Origin of the sequence: Modestobacter versicolor (assembly GCF_041028285.1) — a bacterium.
GTDB lineage: Bacteria > Actinomycetota > Actinomycetes > Mycobacteriales > Geodermatophilaceae > Modestobacter > Modestobacter versicolor_A.
Genome location: NZ_JABGDB010000003.1, coordinates 95204 through 115985 on the forward strand (window position 1 = coordinate 95204; position 20782 = coordinate 115985).

Sequence of the window (20782 nt, forward strand, 5' to 3'; positions counted from 1 at the left end):
CTGGAGGTGACCAGCCTCCGCGTCCGCTTCCCCACCCGGCAGGGACTTGTGGAGGCGGTGAGCGACGTGTCGTTCGACGTCCACCCCGGCGAGACCGTGGCCGTGGTGGGGGAGTCGGGGTCGGGGAAGAGCGTGACCGCCCTGGCGGTCATGGGACTGCTGGACTCCGGCCGGATCGAGGGCGGGTCCATCCGCTACCGCGACGAGGATCTCGCCACGGTCGGGACCAAGCGGTTGCGGGAGATCCGGGGCGAGGAGATCGCCATGGTCTTCCAGAACCCGATGACCGCGCTGGACCCGCTGTACACCGCCGGCAACCAGATCGTCGAAGCGATCCGACTGCACCGCGACAGCAGCCGCAAGGAGGCGCAGCAGCGGGCCGTGGACCTGCTGCGGGAGGTCGGCCTGCCCGACCCGGAGCGGCGTGCCCGCTCCTACCCGCACGAGCTCTCCGGTGGGCAGCAGCAGCGGGTCATGATCGCGATCGCGCTGGCCTGCGACCCCGCGCTGCTCATCGCCGACGAGCCCACCACCGCCCTCGACGTCACGGTGGAGGCCCAGATCCTCCGGCTGATGCGGCGGCTGCAGCGCGACCACGGCACCGCAATGCTCTTCATCACCCACGACATGGGCGTGGTGGCGGAGATGGCCGACCGGGTCGTGGTCATGTACGCGGGCAAGGTGGTCGAGCAGGGCCGGGTGGAGGACGTGCTGAACGACCCGCAGAACCCGTACACGCGGGCGCTGCTCGCCTCCATCCCCAGCCCGACGATCAGCCGGGACGCGCTCATGCCGGCGATCCGGGGGGCGGTCCCGAGCCTGCTGGAGACGCCGGCGGGCTGTCGCTTCCACCCGCGGTGCCCCGAGGCCTTCGACCGCTGCCCGACCGAGGAGCCGCCCCTCTTCCAGATCGCAGCCGGGCGCGACAGCCGCTGCTGGCTGCACGACCGGATGCCCTCCGGGGCGGTCCGGGACACGGTGGAGGACTCCGCGGGCGTGGCGGCGAGCACGGTAGGCGTCGAACGTGCAGGCTGATCCGGCAGCCCAGGTGCGAGCCGGCGCCGCAGACGCAGCGAGGCCGCTGCTCGAGGCCCGGGACCTGGTGAAGCACTACAAGATCCGCAAGGGCATGCTCGGCCGGCCCGTGGGCACGGTGCACGCGGTCGACGGGATCTCCTTCGCAATCCCGCGCGGCAAGACCGTGGGCCTGGTCGGCGAGTCCGGTTCCGGCAAGTCCACCGCGGCCCGGCTGGTCTCTCGGCTGATCGAGCCGACGTCGGGCGAGGTCCGGTTCGACGGCCAGGACGTGCTGGCGATGCGCGGCAAGGAGGTCAAAGCCCTGCGCCGCCGCATGCAGATGGTGTTCCAGGACCCGTTCGGGTCGCTGAACCCGCGGTTGACCGTGGGTGACATCGTCGTCGAGCCGCTGGCGGTGCACGGCATCTCCTCCGGCAAGAAGCGGATCGACCGGGTGGTGGAGGTGCTGGAGACCGTCGGCCTGTCCGGCCGGGACCTGCACAAGTTCCCCCACCAGTTCTCCGGCGGGCAGGCGCAGCGGATCGGCATCGCGCGGGCGCTGGCGACCAACCCGGACCTGATCATCTGCGACGAGGCCGTGTCGGCGCTCGACGTCTCCGTGCAGGCGCAGGTGCTCAACCTGCTCAAGCGGCTGCAGCGCGAGCTGGGGCTGTCCTACCTGTTCATCGCGCACGACCTCAACGTGGTGCGGTACATGGCCGACGAGCTGTGTGTCATGTACATGGGCGAGATCGTCGAGCGGGGCGACGGCGACGCGGTCTTCGCCGACCCCAAGCACCCGTACACGCAGATGCTGCTCGCGGCGATCCCCGGGCACGACCCGGTCACCGCCCGCGCCAAGGAGCGCGGCGTACCCACCGGTGAGGTGCCCAGCGCGAGCGACCCGCCCAGCGGATGTCGCTTCCACACCCGGTGCCCGGCCGTCTTCGACCGGTGCCCCACCGAGCACCCGCCGCTGTACGACGCCGGCCAGCCCGGCCGGGTGGCCGCGTGCCACCTCCTCGACGAGCCGCGGCAGGTGCAGCGCGCATGATCCGCTACTTCTTCGGTCGCCTCGTCTACGGCGTGGTGGTGCTCGCCCTCGTCACCGTCTTCGTCTTCATCGCCATCACCTTCATCCCGAGCGACGCGGTGGACGTCATGCTGGCCGACAGCGGCGCCACCGAGGAGCAGGCCGAGGAGCTGCGCGCGGAGCTGGGTCTGGACCAACCGGTCTGGCAGCAGCTCGGCACCTTCATCGCCAACGCAGCGCGGGGCGACTTCGGCCGCTCCTTCTTCACCGGCGAGTCGGTGGTCGACCTGTTCCTCGCCCGGATCCCGGTCACGCTGCAGTTGGGTGCGCTGGCCTTGGTCATCGGCACCTTGATCGGACTGGCGCTGGGGATCATCGCCGCGCTCCGGCGGGGCACGGCCATCGACGGCGCCGTCCGGGTCACCGCCGTGGCGTTCCTGTCGGTACCCAACTTCGTGCTGGGCCTGCTCCTGCTCACCGCGCTGGGCCTGTGGTTCGCCTGGTCGCCGCCGTTCGTGTACCGCGGCCCCACCGAGGACTTCGGCTCCTGGGCGCAGCACATGCTGATCCCCGCGATCGCCCTCGGGACGGCGTCCATGGCGGGGATCACCCGGATGACGCGGTCCTCGCTGCTGGAGAACCTCGGTTCCCAGTACATCCGGACGGTGCGCGCCAAGGGCGCCGGTGAGCGGCTGGTGCTCTTCAAGCACGCGATGCGGAACTCGGTGATCGCCGTGCTCACCCTCATCGGGGTCGACCTGGCCACCGTGCTCGGTGGCACCGTCATCCTCGAGGCGATGTTCTCGCTGCCGGGCACCGGTCAGCTGGTCTACCAGGCGGTGCTCGACCGCGACTACCCGGTGGTGATCGCCTGCACGATCTTCTACGCGGCCCTGTTCATCTTCACGATGATCATCATCGACCTGCTGTACGCCTTCATCGATCCCCGCATCCGAGCTGCCAGGGAGGCCGGCAGATGAGCAGTGACGTGGCGGGCAGCCCGCTCGCACCGGTCGTGCCCGACGAGCCCCGGTCCGACGGCACCACACCCGCGACCCCGAGGACCTCGCAGGCGCCCCCGCGGCGGCGCGGTCCGGCCGCCTTCTGGGCGGGGCTGAAGCGGTTCGTCCGCACCGAGAAGCTCGGGGCGGTCAGCCTCACGCTGATCACGATCTTCGTGGTCCTGGCCGTCTTCGCGCCCCTGTTGGCGCCCTACGACCCGTTGCTGCAGCACCGGCGCAACATCACCGAGGCGCCGTCAGGCACGTTCTGGCTCGGCACCGACGACCTCGGCCGGGACGTGCTGAGCCGGCTCGTCTACGGTGCTCGCGCGTCGATGGTCGTCAGTGTCGTCACGACCGTCGTCAGCCTCGTGCTCGGCACGGCCATCGGGGTCGTCTCGGGGTTCCTCGGCAAGCGCTGGGACCTGGTCATCCAGCGGCTCATGGACGCGATCCAGTCCGTGCCGCCGCTGATCCTCCTGCTCTTCCTGGCGGTGGTCCTCACCCCGTCGATGACCAGCACGATCGTCGCGCTGACCATCGTGATCACCCCGTCGTTCAACCGGGTCGCGCGCGGCGAGACCCTCCGCATCCGCGAGGAGACCTACATCGAGGCGGCGCGGTCGACCGGCTCCTCCGCGCTGCGGACGATGGTCAGGCACGTGCTGCCCAACATGGCCGCACCGATGATGACGATGGCCTCGCTGCTGTTCGCCGGCGTGATCATCGCCGAGTCGGCGCTGAGCTTCCTCGGCATCGGAACGCCGCCGCCGACCCCCTCGTGGGGCGGCATGCTGTCCAGCGGAGCGCGGTACGTCGAGCTGGCGCCGTGGTTGATCCTGGCGCCCGGGATCGTCCTGTCGATCGCGGTGTTCTCCTTCAACCTGCTCGGTGACGCGCTGCGCGACTTCTTCGACCCCCGCCTCCAGCGCTGACCGCCCGGCTCCCGGTCGACCGTACGAGGGGGACCTGGTCCCCGATCGACCCTCAGACGGGGCAGCTGCGCCGGGTGCCCGGCAGGGACCGCCGCGCCGAGGGGGCGCCGAGCTCCCGGGAGAGGCCGCGGGCGGGGCCCATCAGCACCGGCACGAGCATCCGCGGCTGGGCCGCCCCGGAGTGGGCCACGACGCCGAGCGAGGCGACCACCTCGTCGTTGGCCCCGCGCACCGGGACGCCGCAGCCCATCGCCCGGGGCGCCAGGGTCCCCTCGGTGGCGGCGTACCCGGTGCGCCGCACCTCGGCCAGCACGACCCGCAGCTCGTCGGGGTCGGTGACCGTCTTGGAGGTGTAGCGGCGCAGCGGCCCGTGCAGCACCTGCTCCTGCACCTCGGTCGGGGCGTGGGCCAGCAGCACCAGGCCGGTGCCGGTGGTGGTCAGGCTGCGCCGGCGGCCGACGTCGCGGAGCACCGGCACCGAGTCCCGCCCGGACAGCCGGGCGACGTAGACCATGTCCACCCCGTCCCGGACGGCGAGCAGCACGTTCTCCCGGGTCGCCTCGTACACGTCCTCGAGGTAGGGCCAGGAGATCTCCCGCAGCCCGGTCCCGTGCGGGGAGGACGCCGCGATCTCGCAGAGCCGGATGCCGACGTGGTAGCCGGACTTGCCGCTGCGGACCAGGGCGCCCCCGCCGACCAGCTCGCCGACGATGCGGTGCGCGGTCGACATCGGCAGGCCGGTGGCGACGGCGATCTGGGTCAGCGAGAGCTCGCGCCGGGTGGGCGAGAAGCAGGCCAGCACGCGCAGCGCCCGCTGGGTCGGCGAGTCCCGCCGCGAGGCGAGGGGCACGACGTCGCTGCGCGGCGCCGGCGACGTGGCGTCTGGACGGCCGGCTGGGCGGTGGGACACGTGGACCACGCAGGCTCCCCTCGGCTCGCCGGCCCGGGCTCTCCCGGGCGGTCGGACCGTCTCGTACCGCAACGACCGTATGAGTCAGGTCACACCGGGTCCCAGGGCACTTCCGTCGGCCGGAACGCCGGTCGCAGGAGGGGCGGGTGGGGCGAGCGGGGCGGGTGAGCGGGGGTTTTCGAGCGAACCGCGTTTCCTGCCCCGAAGACACGGACATGAAACCGAGTTCGTGTCTACTTCTCGTCGAACGCCGACGACGACCCCCTGCCTCCGCGGCAGGACGGCGAGGGGAGCACGACATGTCGTACCAGAAGCCTTCGATCTTCCAGCTGGGCAAGGTCCACGAGCACGGTCCGGCGGTGATCGTCTCCGGCTGGGGGCTGGGCATGTGCGCCTCGGCGTGCCGCTGCCACCGCAACCCCGCCGACGGGCAGCTGGTCCTCGCCGAGGACCAGACCGGCGGCAGCCTCGGCCTGCGCAGCTTCACCGCCACCGGTGAGTGCGGCTGCTGCGAGGCCTGGACCTCCGCCGAGCTCGCCGCCATCCTGCGCGACGTGGCCGTCATCGAGGCGCTCGACGCCTCGGAGCCCGCAGCGGGCTGACCCCCCGCCCCCGCACCACGAGCCGCCCACCGGAGCACCGGTGGGCGGCTCGTCCGCGTTCCGGGGCCGGTCGTGCGCCGTCCGGGGCGCCGTCCCGGGCCGGCTCCTGCGGTGTTGCCTGTGCTGTTGCGGTGCTGCGACGCCGCAGGAGCGGGCACGGCACCGCAGGTGCGCCGGGGCCGCCGGCGGTGACGGACGGGGCGGGAGGGGCGCCTGGGGTGGGTGGGACGAGGGTCCACTGTGGACCGATCGGTCCCGGCGCGCCGCAGGTCTCGGCTCCGTCACCGCCTCCCTACCGTCCGTCCAGACGCGCGCGGATCGTGTCGCCCCTTCCCCGGGCGCGACGTGCGCAGACGGAGGCCCAGTGACCCGATCGACCCACCGGCGGTGGACGCGCGCTGCCGCTCTCGCGCTGACCGCCGGCGTCGCCGTCGTCCTGACCCCGTCGGTCGGCTCGGCCGCCCCGGAGTCCGCCGGTGACGCCCGCCAGGCCGTCACCGAGACGGCGCAGCAGCTGAGCGCGCTGGACGAGCAGGTGCACGAGGCGACGGCGACCGCCGAGCAGCAGCAGGCCGCCGCCGCGGCCGCGGCCGGTGCCGCCGCCCAGGCCCAGGCCGAGCTCGACGCGCTCGAGCCGCAGCTGCGGGCGATCGCCCAGACCGGCTACGTCGGCACCACCCGCGGCCGGCTCGCCGCCTTCCTGACCAGCGGCTCGGTCGACGACCTGGTGCAGCAGATGAACACCCTCGACCAGCTGGCCTCGCACGCGGACGCCGTCGTCGCCGAGGCCGCCGCCGCCCGCGCCACGGTCGAGCAGGCGCAGCAGCAGGCCACCGACGCCGCCGCGGCGGCCACCGCAGCCCAGGCCGCCCTGGAGGCGCAGAAGGCGGAGCTGCAGGACGAGCTGGCCGGCTACCAGGCCGACTTCGCCCGGCTGTCGGCGGTCGACCAGGTGCGGGTGCACAACGTGGTCTCCGGTCCGGACGTCGTCGCGGCGCCGGCCCCCGCGCCCAGCGAGGCCGCCGGGGTCGCGGTGCAGACCGCGCTGGCCCAGGTCGGCGACATGTACGCCACCGGCGGGAGCGGGCCGGACACCTTCGACTGCTCCGGCCTCACCCAGTACGCCTACGCCGCGGCCGGGGTCTCCCTGCCGCACTCCAGCCGCGCCCAGTCGACCCTGGGCGTCGCGGTGTCCCGCGCCGAGCTGCAGCCCGGCGACCTGGTGTTCTTCTACAGCCCGATCAGCCACGTGGGCATGTACATCGGCAACGGCCAGATGGTGCACGCCAGCGTCACCGGCAAGCCGGTCGCCGTCACCAGCGTGGACAAGGGCGGCTACGTCAGCGCCCGCCGCGTCACCGGCTGACCCGCCGTCCCCCGTCCCCGGTCTTGGATCAGGTCACCTGATCAACGTCCGTCCACCCGCACCAACGCTGGTGCGGGAGGACGGCTTTCGATCAGGTCACCTGATCGAAGCCGGACGGCGTCAGGACGGCGGGCGGGCCTCGGCCAGGGTCTGCACGCAGGCGGCGATCCGCTTGGCCCGGGTCTGCGGGGTCGCGGCGGTGTGCACCCGCCACAGCACGGAGTAGCGCTCGGCCCCGCCCAGCCCGGCGAACGCCTCCGCGGCAGCCGGCGAGGCGGCCAGCGCGGCCGCCAGGTCGTCGGGCACGGTGATCGTCGCGGGGCCGGCGTAGGCGCGGTCCCAGCGGCCGTCGGCGCGGGCCGCCTCCACCTGCGCGAGCCCGGCCGGCCGCATCCGGCCCTCGTCGACCAGTCGGGCCACGGTCGCCACGTTCTTCTGCGACCACACGCTCCTCGCCCGCCGCGGGGTGTAGCGGACGGTGAACCAGACGTCGTCCACCCGGTTGCCGCGCCCGTCGATCCAGCCGTGGCACAGCGCCACCTCGACCGCCTCGGGTGCGGTGATCGACGGGATGCCCGAGGCCTTCTTCGCCATCTTCACGAACAGCCCCGGCGCCCGGTCGTGCTCGGCGGCGAGCCAGGCGTCGAACTCCGCGGGCGTGGCGAAGGTGCGCGTCTCGAACTCCGACTCGTCGGCCACCGGCCCATCGTGGGCAACCGGGGGCCGGCACGTCCAGTCCCGCTCCGTTTCGCGGAGCAGGCGATCGGCTACGGCCCACCGGACGGCGCCGAGCAGCGGAGCCGCGACGACGGACGGGACCCCCGATGGCGCAGGCCCCCGGCCCCAGCGGGCTCTGGCTGGTCCGGCACGGCGAGAGCCTGGGCAACGTGGCCGACGCGCAGGCCCAGCAGCAGGGCTCCGGCCGGCTCGAGCTCGACGTCCGCGACCCCGACGTCCCGCTGTCGGACACCGGTGAGGCGCAGGCCGACGCGCTCGGGGACTGGCTGGCCGGGCTGCCCGCCGACCAGCGGCCGACCACCGTGCTCAGCTCGCCGTTCGCCCGGGCGGCCGGGACGGCGGAACGGGCGGTCGCCGCGAGCGGCCTGGACCTGACCATCCGCTTCGACGAGCGGCTGCGGGAGCGCGACTTCGGCGCCTTCGACGGCATGACCCGCGAGGGCATCCGGTCGGAGTACCCGGACGAGGCCCGCCGCCGCGACCTGCTCGGCAAGTTCTACTACCGGCCGCCGGGTGGCGAGAGCTGGGCCGACGTCGCCCTGCGGGTGCGCAGCCTGCTGGCGACCGAGGCGCTGCGGCACGACGGCGAGCGGTTGCTCTGCTTCTCCCACCAGGCCGTGGTGATGGTCTTCCGGTACGTGCTGGAGGAGCTCTCGGAGTCCCAGCTGCTGGAGATCGACCGGCACGAGCAGATCGCCAACACCTCGGTGACCCGCTACGAGCAGTCCGACGGCGGTGCCTACCGGCTCGTCGCCTTCAACGGGGTGGACCACCTCGGCAGTCCCGAGGACGCCCCCGTGACCGAGGAGAACGATGTCCCGTCGCCCGCCTGACGCCACCCTGGTCACCCCGCCGGTCCTCCGGGCCTGGCGGCTGCCCGAGCCGACCGGCGGGAAGGAGTCGCGCGGCTCGATCCTGGTCGTCGGCGGGAGCACCGAGACGCTGGGCGCGGTGACCCTGGCCGCGGAGGCGGCGCTGCGCTCAGGCGCCGGGAAGCTGCAGGTCGTCGTCCCCTCGAAGGTCGCCCCGCACGTGTCGATCGCGCTGCCCGAGGCGCTGGTCCGCGGCGTCCCCTCGACCGAGGAGGGCGCGATCCGGGCCTCGTCGGCCGAGCTGGTGCTGGACCTGGCCGAGCGCGCGTCGGCGGTGCTGATCGGCCCGGGCATGGCCGACAAGGAGGAGACCGCCGGCTTCGTGGCCGCCCTGCTGCCCCGGCTCGGCTGCCCGGTGGTGCTCGACGCCCTCGGCCTGGCCGCGGTCACCGCCGACCCGACCTGCCTGCACCACCTGGACGGCCGGGTCGTGCTCACCCCCAACCCGACCGAGCTGGCCATCACGCTGCACGTCTCCCCGGACGAGGTGGACGACGACCCCGCCGGGTCGGCCCGCCGGCTGGCCGAGCAGGCGCGGGCCACGGTCGGCCTCGGCGGGGCGGTCAGCTGGGTCGCCGCGCCGGACGGGCGGCTGTGGGAGGACGAGAGCGGCGGTGCGGGGCTGGGCGTGTCCGGCTCCGGGGACGTGCGGGCCGGGGTGACCGCCGGGCTGCTGGCCCGCGGTGCCGAGCCGGAGCAGGCCGCGGTCTGGGCCTCCTACCTGCACGGGCGCGCCGGGGAGCGGCTGGCCGCCACCGTGGGCCGGCTGGGCTTCCTGGCCCGGGAACTGCCGCCGCAGGTGCCCCGCGTGCTCGCTGAGGTCGACCTCTGACCCCGTAGGTCAAGCGTCCTTGACAGGTGGCGGAGCGGCTGGTGGACTGCCCGCCTCTGTCAAGCACACTTGTCACAGGAGCTGGTCATGGGCCTCCGCCACCTCGCCGCCGCGGTCACCGCGTTGGTCCTCGCTGCGGGCGTCGGCGCGCTCGCGGGCAGCGCCGACCCCGACCGGTTCTGGCTGCGCGCCGCCGTGTTCGCCGCGTGCACGCTGGGGCCCGCCTACGGCGTGGGCTGGCTGGTGTTCCTGTCCGCGCACACCGGTCCGCAGCCGGTCGCCCGGGTGGAGGACACGGTCGAGCACGACTGGTGGCAGCGCAGCGCCAGCGGGTCGTTCCTGGACCTGGTGACCGTCGCCGGGCTCGGGGCGGCCGTGCTGGCCGTCGCCGACCTGGACGTGACGGCGTCCACGGTGCTGGCCGGCCTGCTGGTGTTCGCCTTCGCCGACGTGGCGGTCCGCTGGACCGTGCTGCGCCGGCGCGCCTGAGTGCGCAACGACCTCGCCGAGCGGCGGCACGCCCGCGGCTGGTCCCAGGGCCGGCTCGCCGACGAGCTCGGGGTGTCCCGGCAGACGGTCATCTCGTTGGAGAAGGGCCGGTTCGACCCCAGCCTGCCGCTGGCGTTCCGGATCGCGATGCTGTTCGGCTGCCGGATCGAGGACGTCTTCACCCCCGACCCCGGGTGAGCACGGCGTCCGGCAGGCTGGGCGGGTGACCGGAGCAGAGGGGACGGACGCAGCGCGCGCGTCCGACGTGTACGAGGCCGCGCTGCAGCAGCGCCCCGGCAGCCGCGCGGTGCGTGCCGCCCGGCTGGCCGCCGCCTTCGCCGCCGAGCTGAGCTGGGGCCTGCTGCCCCAGCCCAGCCTCAGCGACGTGGTGGTCACCCGGCGCCGGGACGGCGCCGAGGTGCTGCGGGTGTCCGCGGGTGACCCGAACGTGCCCGGCGAGATGCTCGCGCTCGTCCGGCAGCACCTGGCTGACCTCAGCCCGGCCGACTTCCTCGCCGAGTGGGGCGCGACCGAGCCGGTGTGATCTGCTGCCCCTCGCAGCCGCGGGACCCGCCCTCGGCCCGCGAGAGGAGTGCACCAGCGTGGCTGACAGCTACATCGGAGAGCTCGACTTCGGCGCACCCGACATCCACGAGCTGGCCTTCGTCGCGCCGACGGCGGTCGTGGTGGGCAAGGTGACGATGGGCGCGCGGGCCAGCATCTGGTACGGCGCCATCGCCCGTGCCGACGCCGAGGTGATCGAGATCGGCGAGGACTCGAACGTGCAGGACGGCTCCACGCTGCACAGCGACCCGGGCTCCCCGCTGGTGATCGGCCGCGGCGTGACCGTCGGGCACAACGTGGTGCTGCACGGCGCCCGGGTCGACGACGACGTGCTGATCGGCATGGGCAGCACCGTGCTCAACGGCGCCCACATCGGCTCCGGCTCGATCGTCGCGGCGGGCGCGGTGGTCATGCAGGGCGCGGAGGTCCCGCCGAACTCGCTGGTGGCCGGCGTCCCGGCGAAGGTCCGCCGGGAGACGACCGAGGACGACCGGGCGGCGATCCGGCTGAACGCGACGAGCTACACCGACCGGCTCGACCAGCACCGCGCCGTCCGCCGGGTGCAGCGCTCCCGGTGACCCCGGGCGACCCCGCGTTCGACGCCTTCGTCGCCGAGCGGTCCCTCCCGCTGCTCCGGACGGCGTACCTGCTGGCCGGCGACCGGGCGGGGGCGCTCGACCTGCTGCAGCGGTCGCTGGTGGCGGTCCGCCGCGAGCCGGCGCTGCTCGCCGACCCGGCGCGGGCGGTCGCGGTCGTCCGGCGGGAGCTGGTGGCCGGGCACACCGGCTGGCGGCGGCGGATCTGGCTCGGCGACCTGCTGGCGGGCAGCCCGCTGATGAGCAGCGTCTCCGGCCTGCCCGGCTTCGCCCCGCAGGCCGGCGCCGGTGAGCCCCGCGACCCGACGACGGCCGCCCTGGCCCTGCTCCCACCGCCGGCGCGGGCAGCGCTGGTGCTGCGGCTGGGCGACGGGCTCTCCGAGGCGGCCACCGCCGAGGCGCTGCGGCGGCCGGTCGAGGACGTCGCCGCCCTGGTCGGACAGGGCCTGGGCCGGCTGCGCGGGCCGCTGGGGGCCGACGACGACCGGGAGTCGGAGGAGCAGCTGCGCCGGGACCTCGCCGTCCGCGGCGCGCAGGTCACCGGGGTGCCCGACGGGCTCGCCGCGCAGGTGGCCGACGCCGACCGGTCCGGGCGCACCCACCGGACGGCGCTGCTCGCGTTGGTCGCCGTGGTGCTCGCCGTCGTCGTGCTGGTCGCCGTCACCGTCTGACGACGCAGGGCCCCGTCCTGGGGAGGACGGGGCCCTGCGTCTACGGGGTGCCTCAGTTGCGGGCGGCGGCGACCAGTGGGCAGGTGAACGGGTCGCGCTCGGCGAGCCCGACCCGGTTCAGGTAGCGCACGACGATCCGGTACGAGCCCACCAGCGACGTCTCGGTGTAGCTGATGCCGTGCTTGGCGCAGTGCTCGCGGACCAGCGGCTGCACCTTGCGCAGGTTCGGCCGCGGCATGCTCGGGAACAGGTGGTGCTCGATCTGGTAGTTGAGCCCGCCCATCATGAAGTCGGTCAGCAGACCGCCCCGGATGTTGCGCGACATCAGCACCTGGCGGCGCAGGAAGTCGACCTTGGCGTTCTTCGGCACGACCGGCATGCCCTTGTGGTTGGGCGCGAACGAGCCACCGAGCAGCAGGCCGAAGACCGCCTGCTGGACGACGATGAAGAACACCGCGATCAGCGGCGGCATGACCAGGAAGACGGCCGCGACGAACAGCCCGAGCCGGGCGGCGATGATCGCCAGCTCCAGCCGGCGGTGCGGCATCGACTTCTCCCGGGCCAGCGTGGCGATGCTGTTGGCGTGCAGGGCGACGCCCTCGAGGCACAGCAGCGGGAAGAACGCCCAGCCCTGGTGCCGGGTCCACCAGCCGCGCAGACCGGACATCCGCTGCTCGGCGTCGTCCGGGGTGAAGGCCAGCACCGCCGACTCGATGTCGGGGTCCTTGCCCATCTGGTTGGGCGCGTTGTGGTGCCGGTTGTGCTTCTGCATCCACCAGCCGTAGCCGATGCCGGCGAACCAGCAGGACAGGATGCGCGCCGACCACTCGTTGGTCCGGTGCGAGCCGAAGGCCTGGCGGTGGGCGGTGTCGTGGCCGAGGAACCCGAACTGGGTGCAGACCAGGGAGAACACGACGGCCAGCGCCAGCTGCCACCACGAGTCGCCGAGCGCCACGATGGCCACCCAGGTGCCGGCGAAGGCCGCCACGGTCAGGGCGATCGAGACGACGTAGTACGGGCGCCGCCGGTTGAGCAGGCCGGCGTCCTTCACCTGCTGGGAGAGCTCGGCGTAGACGCTGACGGACCGGTCACGTGCTCGCGCCGGGCGGGGAGCCCCGGCGGGGGGAGGCGTCGAGCCCTCCAGGGTTGCGGTCATCTGTTCTCTCTGGCGGTCCCGGGCTGCTCCGGGTGGTGCCGGGTGGTGCCGGCACGGCCGGCGACGACGGGGGACCGCGCTACGTCTGGATGGAGCACCGCGTGCGCCCGACCGTAAGCGACGTCGCGCACCTGTGCCACGCGAGGCCCACTGGCCGGGACCGTCTCAGCGTGCAAGCAGTTCCCGCACCAGCCCGCCGACGGCGGCGGTCTCCAGCAGGAAGCCGTCGTGGCCGTAGGGCGAGGCGATGACCCGCAGCGGGACGCCGAGCGCCTCGGCGACCTGCTGCTGTTGCGCCAGCGGGTAGAGCCGGTCGGAGTCGACGCCGGCCACCACCGAGCGGGCGGTGACCCGGGACAGGGCGGCGCTCAGGCCGCCGCGTCCGCGGCCGACGTCCCAGCTGTTCATCGCCTCGGTGAGCACCACGTAGCTGCCGGCGTCGAAGCGGGCGGCGAGCTTGGCGGCGTGGTGGTCCAGGTAGGAGGCGACGGCGAACCGGCCGTCGTCCTGCACCTGGTTGCCGAACCGCGCGCCGAGCTCGGTGTCGCTGCGGTAGGTCAGGTGGGCGATCCGGCGGGCCGTGCCGAGGCCGGCCACCGGACCGGGGCCCGGGGCGTAGTCGCCGCCGGCCCACGCCGGGTCGCTGCGGACCGCTGTCTGCTGGGTGGTCTGGGTGCCGATCTGGTCGGCGCTGGCGACCGCCCCGGACGCCAGGAAGAACAGCGCGGCGACCCGCTCGGGCCGGGACACCGCCCACTCCAGCGCCCGCATGCCGCCCATCGAGCCGCCGATCACGGCCCGCCAGGTGCCGATGCCCAGGGCGTCGGCGAGCCCGGCCTCCACCGCCACCTGGTCGGCGATGGTCACCTCAGGGAACCGCGAGCCCCACGGTGCGCCGTCCGGTGCGGTCGAGGAGGGCCCGGTGGTGCCCTGGCAGCCACCGAGGACGTTGGCGCAGACGACGAAGAGCTCGTCGGTGTCCAGCGGCGCACCCGGGCCGACCAGCGACGGCCACCAGCCCGCGGTCGCGTGCCCCGGTCCGGCCGCGCCGACGACGTGGCTGTCGCCGGTCAGCGCGTGCTCGACCAGCACCGCGTTGCCGCCGTCGGGGGCGGGCGTGCCCCAGGTCTCGTAGGCGACCCGCACCGCGGGCAGCGTGCCGCCGCGCTCCAGCCGGACCGGGCCGAGCTCGACGAACCGCCGCCGGCCGACGGGGTCGCCGTCGCGCCAGCCGCCGGTCCGGGCCGGGGTCCGGGACGCGGCAGCCGCCTCCCGGACCCCGCTCACCTGGTGGACGCCCCGCTCAGACGGACTTGGCGGCGCGGAAGCCGGCCTCGAGGTCGGCGAGGATGTCCTCGATGCCCTCCAGGCCGACGGCGAGCCGGACCAGGCCCGGCGTGACGCCGGTGGTGGCCTGCTCCTCCGGGGTCAGCTGCGAGTGGGTGGTCGACGCCGGGTGGATGACCAGGCTGCGGACGTCGCCGATGTTGGCGACGTGGCTGTGCAGCTCCAGCGCCTCGACGAACCGCTTGCCGGCCTCCATGCCGCCCTGGATCTCGAACGCCAGCACCGCGCCGGCACCCCGCGGGGCGTACTTCTGCTGCGCGGCGTGCCACGGCGAGGACTCCAGGCCGGCGTAGTGCACCGACTGGACCTCGTCCCGGGCGTCCAGCCACTCGGCGACCCGCTGGGTGTTGGCGACGTGCCGCTCCATCCGCAGCGACAGCGTCTCGATGCCCTGCACGACCAGCCAGGCGTTGAACGGCGAGATCGACGGCCCCAGGTCGCGGAGCAGCTGCACCCGGGCCTTGAGCGCGTACGCCGGCGCGCCCAGGTCGGCGTAGACGACGCCGTGGTAAGTCGGGTCGGGGGTGGTGAAGCCGGGGAACTTGCCGCCGGTCCAGTCGAAGTTGCCCGAGTCGACGATGACCCCGGCGATCGCGGTCCCGTGCCCGCCCAGGTACTTGGTGGCCGAGTGGACGACGACGTCGGCGCCGTGCTCGATCGGGCGGATCAGGAACGGCGTGGCGACGGTGTTGTCGACGATCAGCGGGACGCCGTTGCGGTGCGCGACCTCCGACACCGCCGAGATGTCCAGGACGTCGCCCTTCGGGTTGCCGATGGTCTCGGCGTAGAAGGCCTTGGTGTTCTCCTGCACCAGCGACTGCCAGTTCTCCGGGTCGTCGGGGTCCTCGACGAAGGAGACCGTGACGCCCAGCTTGGGCAGCGAGTGGTGCAGCAGGTTGTAGGTGCCGCCGTACAGCGAGGCGGAGGCCACGACGTGGCTGCCGGCCTCGGCGACGTTGAGCAGGGCGAGGGTCTCGGCGGCCTGGCCGCTGGCCACGGCGAGCGCGGCGACGCCGCCCTCCAGCGACGCGACCCGCTGCTCCAGCGCGTCCTGCGTCGGGTTCATGATCCGGGTGTAGATGTTGCCCATCTCGGCCAGCGCGAACAGGTCGGCGGCGTGCTGGGTGTCCCGGAACTGGTAGCTGGTGGTGGCGTAGATGGGCAGGGCCCGGGCGCCGGTGGTCGGGTCGGGCGCGGAGCCGGCGTGGATCTGCCGGGTCTCGAAGCTCCAGCCGCTGGGTTCGGTCATGTACCAGTACCTCCTGGGTCGCCGGAGCTCTCCGGCGCGGAGGCTCCGTCCTTGCCGGGCGGCGGGCGCCGTCCAGCCAGCTCTTCCCCTGGAGCACCTCAGACGGAGTTGAGGTTGCCGGGCAGCCAGCCAGGTGCTTGTCGCTGCCTCTCGTGAGCCACCGACGATCTTAGGACGCGCGCCGCTCGTGTGCACGCCACCCCTGCCCCGCGGTCTCCGGCCCGGGATCAGGTGACCTGATCCCGGGTGCTCCTGGCTCAGGCCACGAGGTGAGCCAGGAGCACGTGCGGTGAGCCCGGACGACGCGGCGGACGACGGACGGTCAGGCCGCGGGGTCGCTCCCGGCCAGCGCGGCGACCGCCGCCCGCACCTCCGCCAGCGGCAGGGCCGTGGTGGCGTCGCCGACCGGGAGCTCGACCCGCTGCACACCCGGGTCTGCGGTCGCGGTGGACCGCTCCCAGGTCCACAGCCCGCCTTCGGCCAGCGAGCGGGCCGCCGCGGCGAACTCGTCGGCGCCGGTGCGGAGCAGCAGGTGCAGCATCGGCGTCTGCGGCGGGTCGGGCACGACGGTGACGCCGGGCAGGTCCCGCACCGCGTCGGCGACCTCCCGCGCCCGCACCAGGTAGCCCGGGAACAGCGGCAGCCGGCGGCGCAGGCAGCTCAGCGCGGAGGCCGCGCCCGGCCACATGCCGAAGAGCGTCCCGCCCAGCCGGCGGCGCCACTCCCGCACCTCGGCCACGACGTCCGCGGGCCCGGCCAGGCAGCACCCGGCGAGCGCGCCGATGCCCTTGTAGAAGCTGACGTAGGTGGTGTCGAAGAGGGCTGCGACCTCCGCCGGCGGCCGGCCGTAGCCCGCGGCGGCCTCCCACAGCCGGGCGCCGTCCAGGTGCGCCGCGGCGCCCCGCTCGCGCGCCCAGGTGACCTGGGCGACGAGGTCCTCCCACGGCGGCAGCTGCCCACCGAGGTCGCGCTGGGGCAGCTCGACCAGCAGCGCCGCCGGGTGCTCGGCGACGACGTCCAGGTCGGCGCGCAGCAGCAGCCGGTGCCGGTCGCCGGCCGGGCGGCCGACCATGCCGTGCAGCCGCTCGAGCGGGTGCCCCTCGTGCACGTCGAGGTGGCTCTGCGGGTGGTACACGACGGTCCGCCGGCCGCGCCGGTCGCCGTGCACCCGCAGTGCGGCCTGCTGGGCCATCACCCCGCTGGGCAGGTACACGGCCGTGGGCAGGCCGAGGACGTCGGCGACCTCCCGCTCCAGCTCGGCCACCACCCCGCCGTCGCCGTAGCGGTCGACCGCGGTGTCCGCCGGGATCGTGCCGAGGAGGTCGCCGGCGGTCTGCGGGCCGTGCCCGGTCAGCGCGCGGTCGCAGGACCGGCGGAGCGCGTCGAGGTCGTCCACGGGGCTCAGTCTGGTGGGTCGCCGGGACCGGCCGGCGGGCCCCCGGCCGCCCGCAGGCCGGCCAGCAGGCCCAGCGGCAGCCCGGCCCGCGCCGCCGGGGGCAGGGCGGCGGTGAACTCGGCGTCCAGCGCGGCCACGACGTCCCGGCCGGTCGCCAGCAGCTCGCGCCCCCGGTCGGTCACCTCCAGCAGCGCCGCGCGCCCGCGGCCGCCGGCGGGCTCGCGGACGGCGCCCAGCCCGGTCAGGGTGGCCACCGTCGCGTGCATGCTCTGCACCGTGACGTGCGCCCGGCGCGCGAGGTCGGTGTAGGACAGCCCCGGGGTGGCGGCCAGGTGGCCCAGCGCGCCCAGGTGCCGCAGCGAGAGGCCGTGCGCCCGCAGCGCGGTGCCCAACCGGGCCTCCCAGGCCCGCCCGGCCAGGATGGTCAGCATCACCGGGCTGTCCGCCGGCGGACCCCCGGCTGCGGACGGCGGCGGCTCGGTCATGGGCCAGGGACAGTAGCCCCGGGCGTCAGCGCGGCGGTGCCGGGCTGCTCGCCGCGGCCCGGCGCAGCGCCAGCAGACCGCCGACCCCGGGCACGAGGGTCAGCGTGCGCGCCTGCCGGGGCAGCGGCAGCGAGAACGCGGTGGCGATGGTGGCCAGGTAGGCGCACCCGTGCAGCGGTCCCAGCGCGGAGGCGAGCTGCTCGACGTGCACGGTGGCCAGGTTGCCCAGCAGCACCAGCAGGGAGACCGTCTCGGCCCAGGAGGCGAGCCGCAGCCAGCGGAGGTCCACGCTCAGACCCCCGTCGTCGAGCCGGGCCGCACGATCATCAGGACGACGACCGTGGCCCACAGCAGGTTGAACACTCCCGCGCCCATCGCCAGCGCCCGGACGTCGACGCCGCCGCTGCCCGCCCCGGCGTCCAGGGCGGTGCGGACGGCGGCCTGGCGGGGCAGCACGACCAGCGCCAGCAGCAGGCCCGCCAGCGCGGTGAGCAGCATGGAGACCAGCAGCCAGGCGTCGGTGAGCACGTCGAGGGCGAGCGCGGTGGAGATGCCGAACACCGGGACGACCAGGGCCAGCACGGCGTAGACCCGGGTGATCCGGTGCAGCAGGTGCACCGCCGGCAGCGCCCCCGGCGGCGGGGCCCCACCGGCCGCCTCGCGGGCGTAGCGCGGGAAGAGGCTCACCGCCACGGTCACCGGACCGATGAAGACGATCGCGGCGAGCACGTGGACGCTGAGCAGGAACTCGGTCATGGCACCTCCGGAGGCAGTGGTCCGGTCAATGTATCAGTCAGACTGAAACAAGCCGGTCGTGCCGGCGGGCGGCCGCCCCGGCAGGCTGTCCGGCGTGCGCGCGCTGGTGTTCGAGGAGTTCGGGGGCCCGCTGGCGGTCCGGGTGGTCGACGACCCGCGGCCGGCGCCGGACGGCGTCGTCGTCCGGGTGGGGGCCAGCGGCATCTGCCGCAGCGACTGGCACGGCTGGTCGGGCCACGACCCGGACGTCGTCCTGCCGCACGTCCCCGGCCACGAGCTGGCCGGCACCGTGGCCGCGGTCGGGGAGCGGGTGCGCCACTGGGCGGTCGGCGACCGGGTGACGGTGCCCTTCGTCTGCGCCTGCGGGCGCTGCGGACCCTGCCGGGACGGCGCCGGCCAGGTGTGCGCGGCCCAGACCCAGCCCGGCTTCACCCACTGGGGGTCGCTGGCCGAGCTCGTCGCGCTGGACGCCGCCGACGTCAACCTGGTCGCCCTGCCCGAGGACATGCCCTTCGCCACGGCGGCCAGCCTGGGCTGCCGGTTCGCCACCGCCTACCGCGCCGTCACCGCGGTGGGCCGGGTGCGGCCGGGGGAGTGGGTGGCCGTGCACGGCTGCGGCGGGGTGGGGCTGTCCGCGGTCCAGGTGGCGGTCGCCGCCGGCGCGCGGGTGGTCGCCGTCGACGTCACCCCCGGCGCGCTGGAGCTGGCCCGCGCCTGCGGCGCCGAGCACGTCGTGGACGGGTCCGCGGGCGACGTGCCGGCCGCGGTCCAGGAGCTGACCGGCGGCGGGGCGCACGTCTCGCTGGACGCCCTCGGCTCGACGGTGACCTGCGGCAACTCCGTCGCCGGGCTGCGGTGGCGCGGCCGGCACGTGCAGGTCGGGCTGCTGCCGCCGGCGCTCGGGCGGCCGGTGGTCCCGATGGACCGGGTGATCGCGGAGGAGCTGGCGGTGCTGGGCAGCCACGGGATGGCCGCCGCCGACTACCCGGCGATGCTGTCGCTGATCGCGGCCGGCCGGCTGCGGCCGGACCTGCTGGTGACCCGTGAGCTCGACCTGGACGGGGCCGGCGACGCGCTGGCGGCCGTGGGCCGGGAGCCGGGCATCGCGGTGGTCACCTCGTTCTGACGCCGGCCGGGGCCGCCGGTCAGCCGGTCGACTCGCTCGGCGTCGCGGTCGGCTCGTCCTCCACGGTCCGCTCGGCGCTGGACGCGGGTGCCCGGCTGGTCGTCGAGGGGCGCGTGGACGACGGTGCGCTGGTGGAGCCCTGCGACCGGGTCGTCGGGGCCGGCGCCGGCGTCGTCTCCTCGTCCTCCTCGGCGGTGGACTGCGGCGCCTGGCTGGTGGGAGCAGGCGTCGACGTGGGAGCCGGCGGCGTGGTGGAGCTCGGCGCGGCGGGCGTGGGGGTCGGGGTGGGCGGCACGTAGTCGTCGGGCAGGGCGGACCGCGGCACGTCGACCGTCCGGCCGTCGGAGGTGGTCACCGGGACCGTCTCGTCCTCCTCGCGCGGGAGGGCGGCGTTGAGGCCGAGCCCCAGCACGAACAGGCAGCCGATGACCACGGTGGAGGTGCGCGCCCGGCCGATCCGCGCCGGGACGTGCGACCGCAGCCCCGCCCGGCGGGTGGCCGGGGCCGTGGTCACCGCCGGCTGCTCGACCGTCTGCTGCGGGATCACCGTGGTGGGGACGTCGTCCGACGGGCGGGTCATGCGGCACCTCCGCTGCGGGCGCGGTCCTCGGCCAGCGCCTCGTCCTGGACGTCGACCTCCTGCGCGCTGCTGGCCCGCAGCGAGACGCCCTCGCGGGACAGCGCCAGCGCCACCCGGGCGCGCAGGTCGCGGCCGACCTCGAACTGCTTGCCGGGCAGGGTGCGGGCGACGATCCGCAGGTTGACCTCGTCCAGCGCCAGGCTCTCCACGCCCATCACGCTCGGGGTGTCCAGCAGCAGCCGGTGCAGCCGCTCGTCGGCGTAGGCCCGCCGGCCGACCTCCCGCAGCACCTCCTGCACCCGGTTCACGTCGGTGCTCGAGGGCACCGGCACGTCGACGACGGCCCGGGCCCAGTCGCGGGACAGGTTGACGACCTTGACGATCTGCCCGTTGGGGACGATGACCACCTCGCCGTTCACCGACCTCAACCGGGTGATCCGCAGGTTGACGTCCTCGACGGTCCCCTCGGCCGGGTCGCCGCCCCCGACGACCTGGATCGCGACCACGTCGCCGAAGCCGTACTGCCGCTCGGTGATCAGGAAGAAGCCGGCCAGCACGTCGCCGACCACCCGCTGGGCGCCGAAGCCCAGGCCGACGCCGAGCACCGTCGCCGGGGCGACGAGGCCGGTGACCGGCACGCCCAGCCGCTCCAGCACGAAGAAGATCGTCACCGACCAGATCAGCACGATCGCCGCCCAGGTCAGCACCTGGGTGAGGGAGTGCCGGTGCTTGGCCGCCTCGGACCGGACCAGGGCGTCCGAGCCGGTCGCGGCGGCGTCGATCCGGTCGGTGATCCGGTTCCCCAGCCAGCTCACGAAGCGGGCGAGCAGGACGGCGCCGAGGATGATCAGCAGCGCCTCGAGGCCGGGGCCGCGGAGCCAGTTCAGGAAGTCGTCCATCGCCGTCCAGTGTCCCGCGCCGGGCCGCCCGGGCGGCACCCGGGGCCCGCCCCGGCGCGCCGCCGCCGAGATCGATCCGTGATCTCCCGGTTTGCGCGAACGGCGCCCGGGCGCGCACGGTGGAGCGTCCGGCCCGCAGCCCCAGCCCCGGTTCCAGCGGGC

Annotated in this window: 25 protein-coding genes and 1 riboswitch; of the genes, 14 read left to right on the top strand and 11 right to left on the bottom strand. The window is 74.8% G+C overall.

The genetic code is table 11. The features are described from left to right. Positions 1 to 6: 6 nt before the first annotated feature. The 4 genes from HL054_RS11690 to HL054_RS11705 are packed head-to-tail and all read left to right on the top strand — an operon-like array spanning position 7 to position 3986. On the top strand, positions 7 to 1035 hold the full coding sequence (locus HL054_RS11690; RefSeq protein ID WP_369139178.1) for an ABC transporter ATP-binding protein: 1029 nt from the start codon (positions 7 to 9) through the stop codon (positions 1033 to 1035). After that, on the top strand, positions 1025 to 2071 hold the full coding sequence (locus HL054_RS11695) for an ABC transporter ATP-binding protein (protein WP_369139179.1): 1047 nt from the start codon (positions 1025 to 1027) through the stop codon (positions 2069 to 2071). Before HL054_RS11690 ends, HL054_RS11695 begins: the two co-directional genes overlap by 11 nt. Further along, positions 2068 to 3030 (top strand): ABC transporter permease, encoded by a 963-nt coding sequence (locus HL054_RS11700; protein ID WP_369139180.1) that lies wholly within the window; start codon positions 2068 to 2070, stop codon positions 3028 to 3030. The genes HL054_RS11695 and HL054_RS11700 overlap by 4 nt, the downstream gene beginning before the upstream one ends. Continuing rightward, positions 3027 to 3986 carry an ABC transporter permease gene (locus HL054_RS11705; protein ID WP_369139181.1) on the top strand — a complete coding sequence of 320 codons (960 nt, stop codon included), beginning with the start codon at positions 3027 to 3029 and terminating at the stop codon, positions 3984 to 3986. The genes HL054_RS11700 and HL054_RS11705 overlap by 4 nt, the downstream gene beginning before the upstream one ends. A gap of 52 nt (positions 3987 to 4038) precedes the next feature. Here the strand turns inward: HL054_RS11705 and HL054_RS11710 are convergent, their stop codons facing one another. Beyond that, a complete protein-coding gene (locus HL054_RS11710) occupies positions 4039 to 4905 on the bottom strand; it encodes an IclR family transcriptional regulator (protein ID WP_369139182.1) in 867 nt (288 codons plus the stop codon). Between the two features lie 290 nt (positions 4906 to 5195). Between HL054_RS11710 and HL054_RS11715 the strand changes: the two genes are divergently transcribed. Further along, positions 5196 to 5498, top strand: coding sequence for a hypothetical protein (locus tag HL054_RS11715; RefSeq protein ID WP_369139183.1), 303 nt, complete (start codon positions 5196 to 5198; stop codon positions 5496 to 5498). A gap of 364 nt (positions 5499 to 5862) precedes the next feature. After that, positions 5863 to 6864 (top strand): C40 family peptidase, encoded by a 1002-nt coding sequence (locus tag HL054_RS11720; RefSeq protein ID WP_369139184.1) that lies wholly within the window; start codon positions 5863 to 5865, stop codon positions 6862 to 6864. A gap of 120 nt (positions 6865 to 6984) precedes the next feature. Here the strand turns inward: HL054_RS11720 and HL054_RS11725 are convergent, their stop codons facing one another. Continuing rightward, positions 6985 to 7563 carry a YdeI/OmpD-associated family protein gene (locus HL054_RS11725; protein WP_369139185.1) on the bottom strand — a complete coding sequence of 193 codons (579 nt, stop codon included), beginning with the start codon at positions 7561 to 7563 and terminating at the stop codon, positions 6985 to 6987. Between the two features lie 125 nt (positions 7564 to 7688). Here HL054_RS11725 and HL054_RS11730 point away from each other — a divergent pair, with 125 nt between their 5' ends. The 7 genes from HL054_RS11730 (at position 7689) to HL054_RS11760 (ending at position 11626) form a co-directional block, all read left to right on the top strand. Further along, complete coding sequence (locus HL054_RS11730; RefSeq protein ID WP_369139186.1) at positions 7689 to 8435, top strand: histidine phosphatase family protein; 747 nt, start codon at positions 7689 to 7691, stop codon at positions 8433 to 8435. Continuing rightward, positions 8416 to 9306 (top strand): NAD(P)H-hydrate dehydratase, encoded by an 891-nt coding sequence (locus tag HL054_RS11735; RefSeq protein WP_369139187.1) that lies wholly within the window; start codon positions 8416 to 8418, stop codon positions 9304 to 9306. The genes HL054_RS11730 and HL054_RS11735 overlap by 20 nt, the downstream gene beginning before the upstream one ends. A gap of 87 nt (positions 9307 to 9393) precedes the next feature. Beyond that, positions 9394 to 9795, top strand: coding sequence for a hypothetical protein (locus HL054_RS11740; RefSeq protein WP_369139188.1), 402 nt, complete (start codon positions 9394 to 9396; stop codon positions 9793 to 9795). After that, entirely contained in the window at positions 9796 to 9993 is a 198-nt protein-coding gene (locus HL054_RS11745; RefSeq protein ID WP_369139189.1) for a helix-turn-helix transcriptional regulator, read from the top strand. Positions 9994 to 10018: 25 nt separating this feature from the next. Next, positions 10019 to 10339, top strand: coding sequence for a hypothetical protein (locus HL054_RS11750; RefSeq protein WP_369139190.1), 321 nt, complete (start codon positions 10019 to 10021; stop codon positions 10337 to 10339). A 58-nt stretch (positions 10340 to 10397) separates the two neighbouring features. Next, a complete protein-coding gene (locus HL054_RS11755; protein ID WP_369139191.1) occupies positions 10398 to 10937 on the top strand; it encodes a gamma carbonic anhydrase family protein in 540 nt (179 codons plus the stop codon). Next, complete coding sequence (locus HL054_RS11760) at positions 10934 to 11626, top strand: hypothetical protein (RefSeq protein ID WP_369139192.1); 693 nt, start codon at positions 10934 to 10936, stop codon at positions 11624 to 11626. Before HL054_RS11755 ends, HL054_RS11760 begins: the two co-directional genes overlap by 4 nt. A 52-nt stretch (positions 11627 to 11678) precedes the next feature. On the opposite strand, the gene HL054_RS11765 is transcribed toward HL054_RS11760, so the two are convergent. The 7 genes from HL054_RS11765 to HL054_RS11795 form a co-directional block, all read right to left on the bottom strand. Beyond that, positions 11679 to 12782, bottom strand: a complete 1104-nt coding sequence (locus HL054_RS11765) for a fatty acid desaturase family protein (protein WP_369139193.1) — start codon at positions 12780 to 12782, stop codon at positions 11679 to 11681. A 165-nt stretch (positions 12783 to 12947) separates the two neighbouring features. After that, positions 12948 to 14069: a homoserine O-acetyltransferase MetX gene (gene metX, locus HL054_RS11770; protein ID WP_369139194.1), complete on the bottom strand. Its 1122-nt coding sequence runs from the start codon at positions 14067 to 14069 to the stop codon at positions 12948 to 12950. Positions 14070 to 14085: 16 nt separating this feature from the next. Beyond that, complete coding sequence (locus HL054_RS11775; RefSeq protein ID WP_369139195.1) at positions 14086 to 15378, bottom strand: bifunctional o-acetylhomoserine/o-acetylserine sulfhydrylase; 1293 nt, start codon at positions 15376 to 15378, stop codon at positions 14086 to 14088. 42 nt (positions 15379 to 15420) lie between these two features. Beyond that, a riboswitch (SAM riboswitch) is annotated at positions 15421 to 15536 on the bottom strand. Positions 15537 to 15700: 164 nt separating this feature from the next. Continuing rightward, the gene (locus HL054_RS11780; protein WP_369139196.1) at positions 15701 to 16774 is read right to left on the bottom strand and encodes a threonine aldolase family protein; all 1074 of its coding nucleotides are present in this window, start codon (positions 16772 to 16774) and stop codon (positions 15701 to 15703) included. A 5-nt stretch (positions 16775 to 16779) separates the two neighbouring features. Next, complete coding sequence (locus tag HL054_RS11785; RefSeq protein WP_369139197.1) at positions 16780 to 17259, bottom strand: MarR family winged helix-turn-helix transcriptional regulator; 480 nt, start codon at positions 17257 to 17259, stop codon at positions 16780 to 16782. A gap of 25 nt (positions 17260 to 17284) precedes the next feature. Next, positions 17285 to 17548 (bottom strand): DUF3817 domain-containing protein, encoded by a 264-nt coding sequence (locus HL054_RS11790; RefSeq protein WP_369139198.1) that lies wholly within the window; start codon positions 17546 to 17548, stop codon positions 17285 to 17287. Positions 17549 to 17550: 2 nt separating this feature from the next. Continuing rightward, positions 17551 to 18015, bottom strand: a complete 465-nt coding sequence (locus HL054_RS11795; protein ID WP_369139199.1) for a hypothetical protein — start codon at positions 18013 to 18015, stop codon at positions 17551 to 17553. Between the two features lie 94 nt (positions 18016 to 18109). On the opposite strand from HL054_RS11795, the gene HL054_RS11800 reads away from it, so the two are divergent. Then, positions 18110 to 19141 carry a zinc-binding dehydrogenase gene (locus HL054_RS11800; protein WP_369139200.1) on the top strand — a complete coding sequence of 344 codons (1032 nt, stop codon included), beginning with the start codon at positions 18110 to 18112 and terminating at the stop codon, positions 19139 to 19141. 19 nt (positions 19142 to 19160) lie between these two features. Here the strand turns inward: HL054_RS11800 and HL054_RS11805 are convergent, their stop codons facing one another. Continuing rightward, positions 19161 to 19721 (bottom strand): hypothetical protein, encoded by a 561-nt coding sequence (locus tag HL054_RS11805; protein WP_369139201.1) that lies wholly within the window; start codon positions 19719 to 19721, stop codon positions 19161 to 19163. After that, on the bottom strand, positions 19718 to 20620 hold the full coding sequence (locus tag HL054_RS11810; RefSeq protein ID WP_369139202.1) for a mechanosensitive ion channel family protein: 903 nt from the start codon (positions 20618 to 20620) through the stop codon (positions 19718 to 19720). Before HL054_RS11810 ends, HL054_RS11805 begins: the two co-directional genes overlap by 4 nt. Positions 20621 to 20782 lie beyond the last annotated feature (162 nt).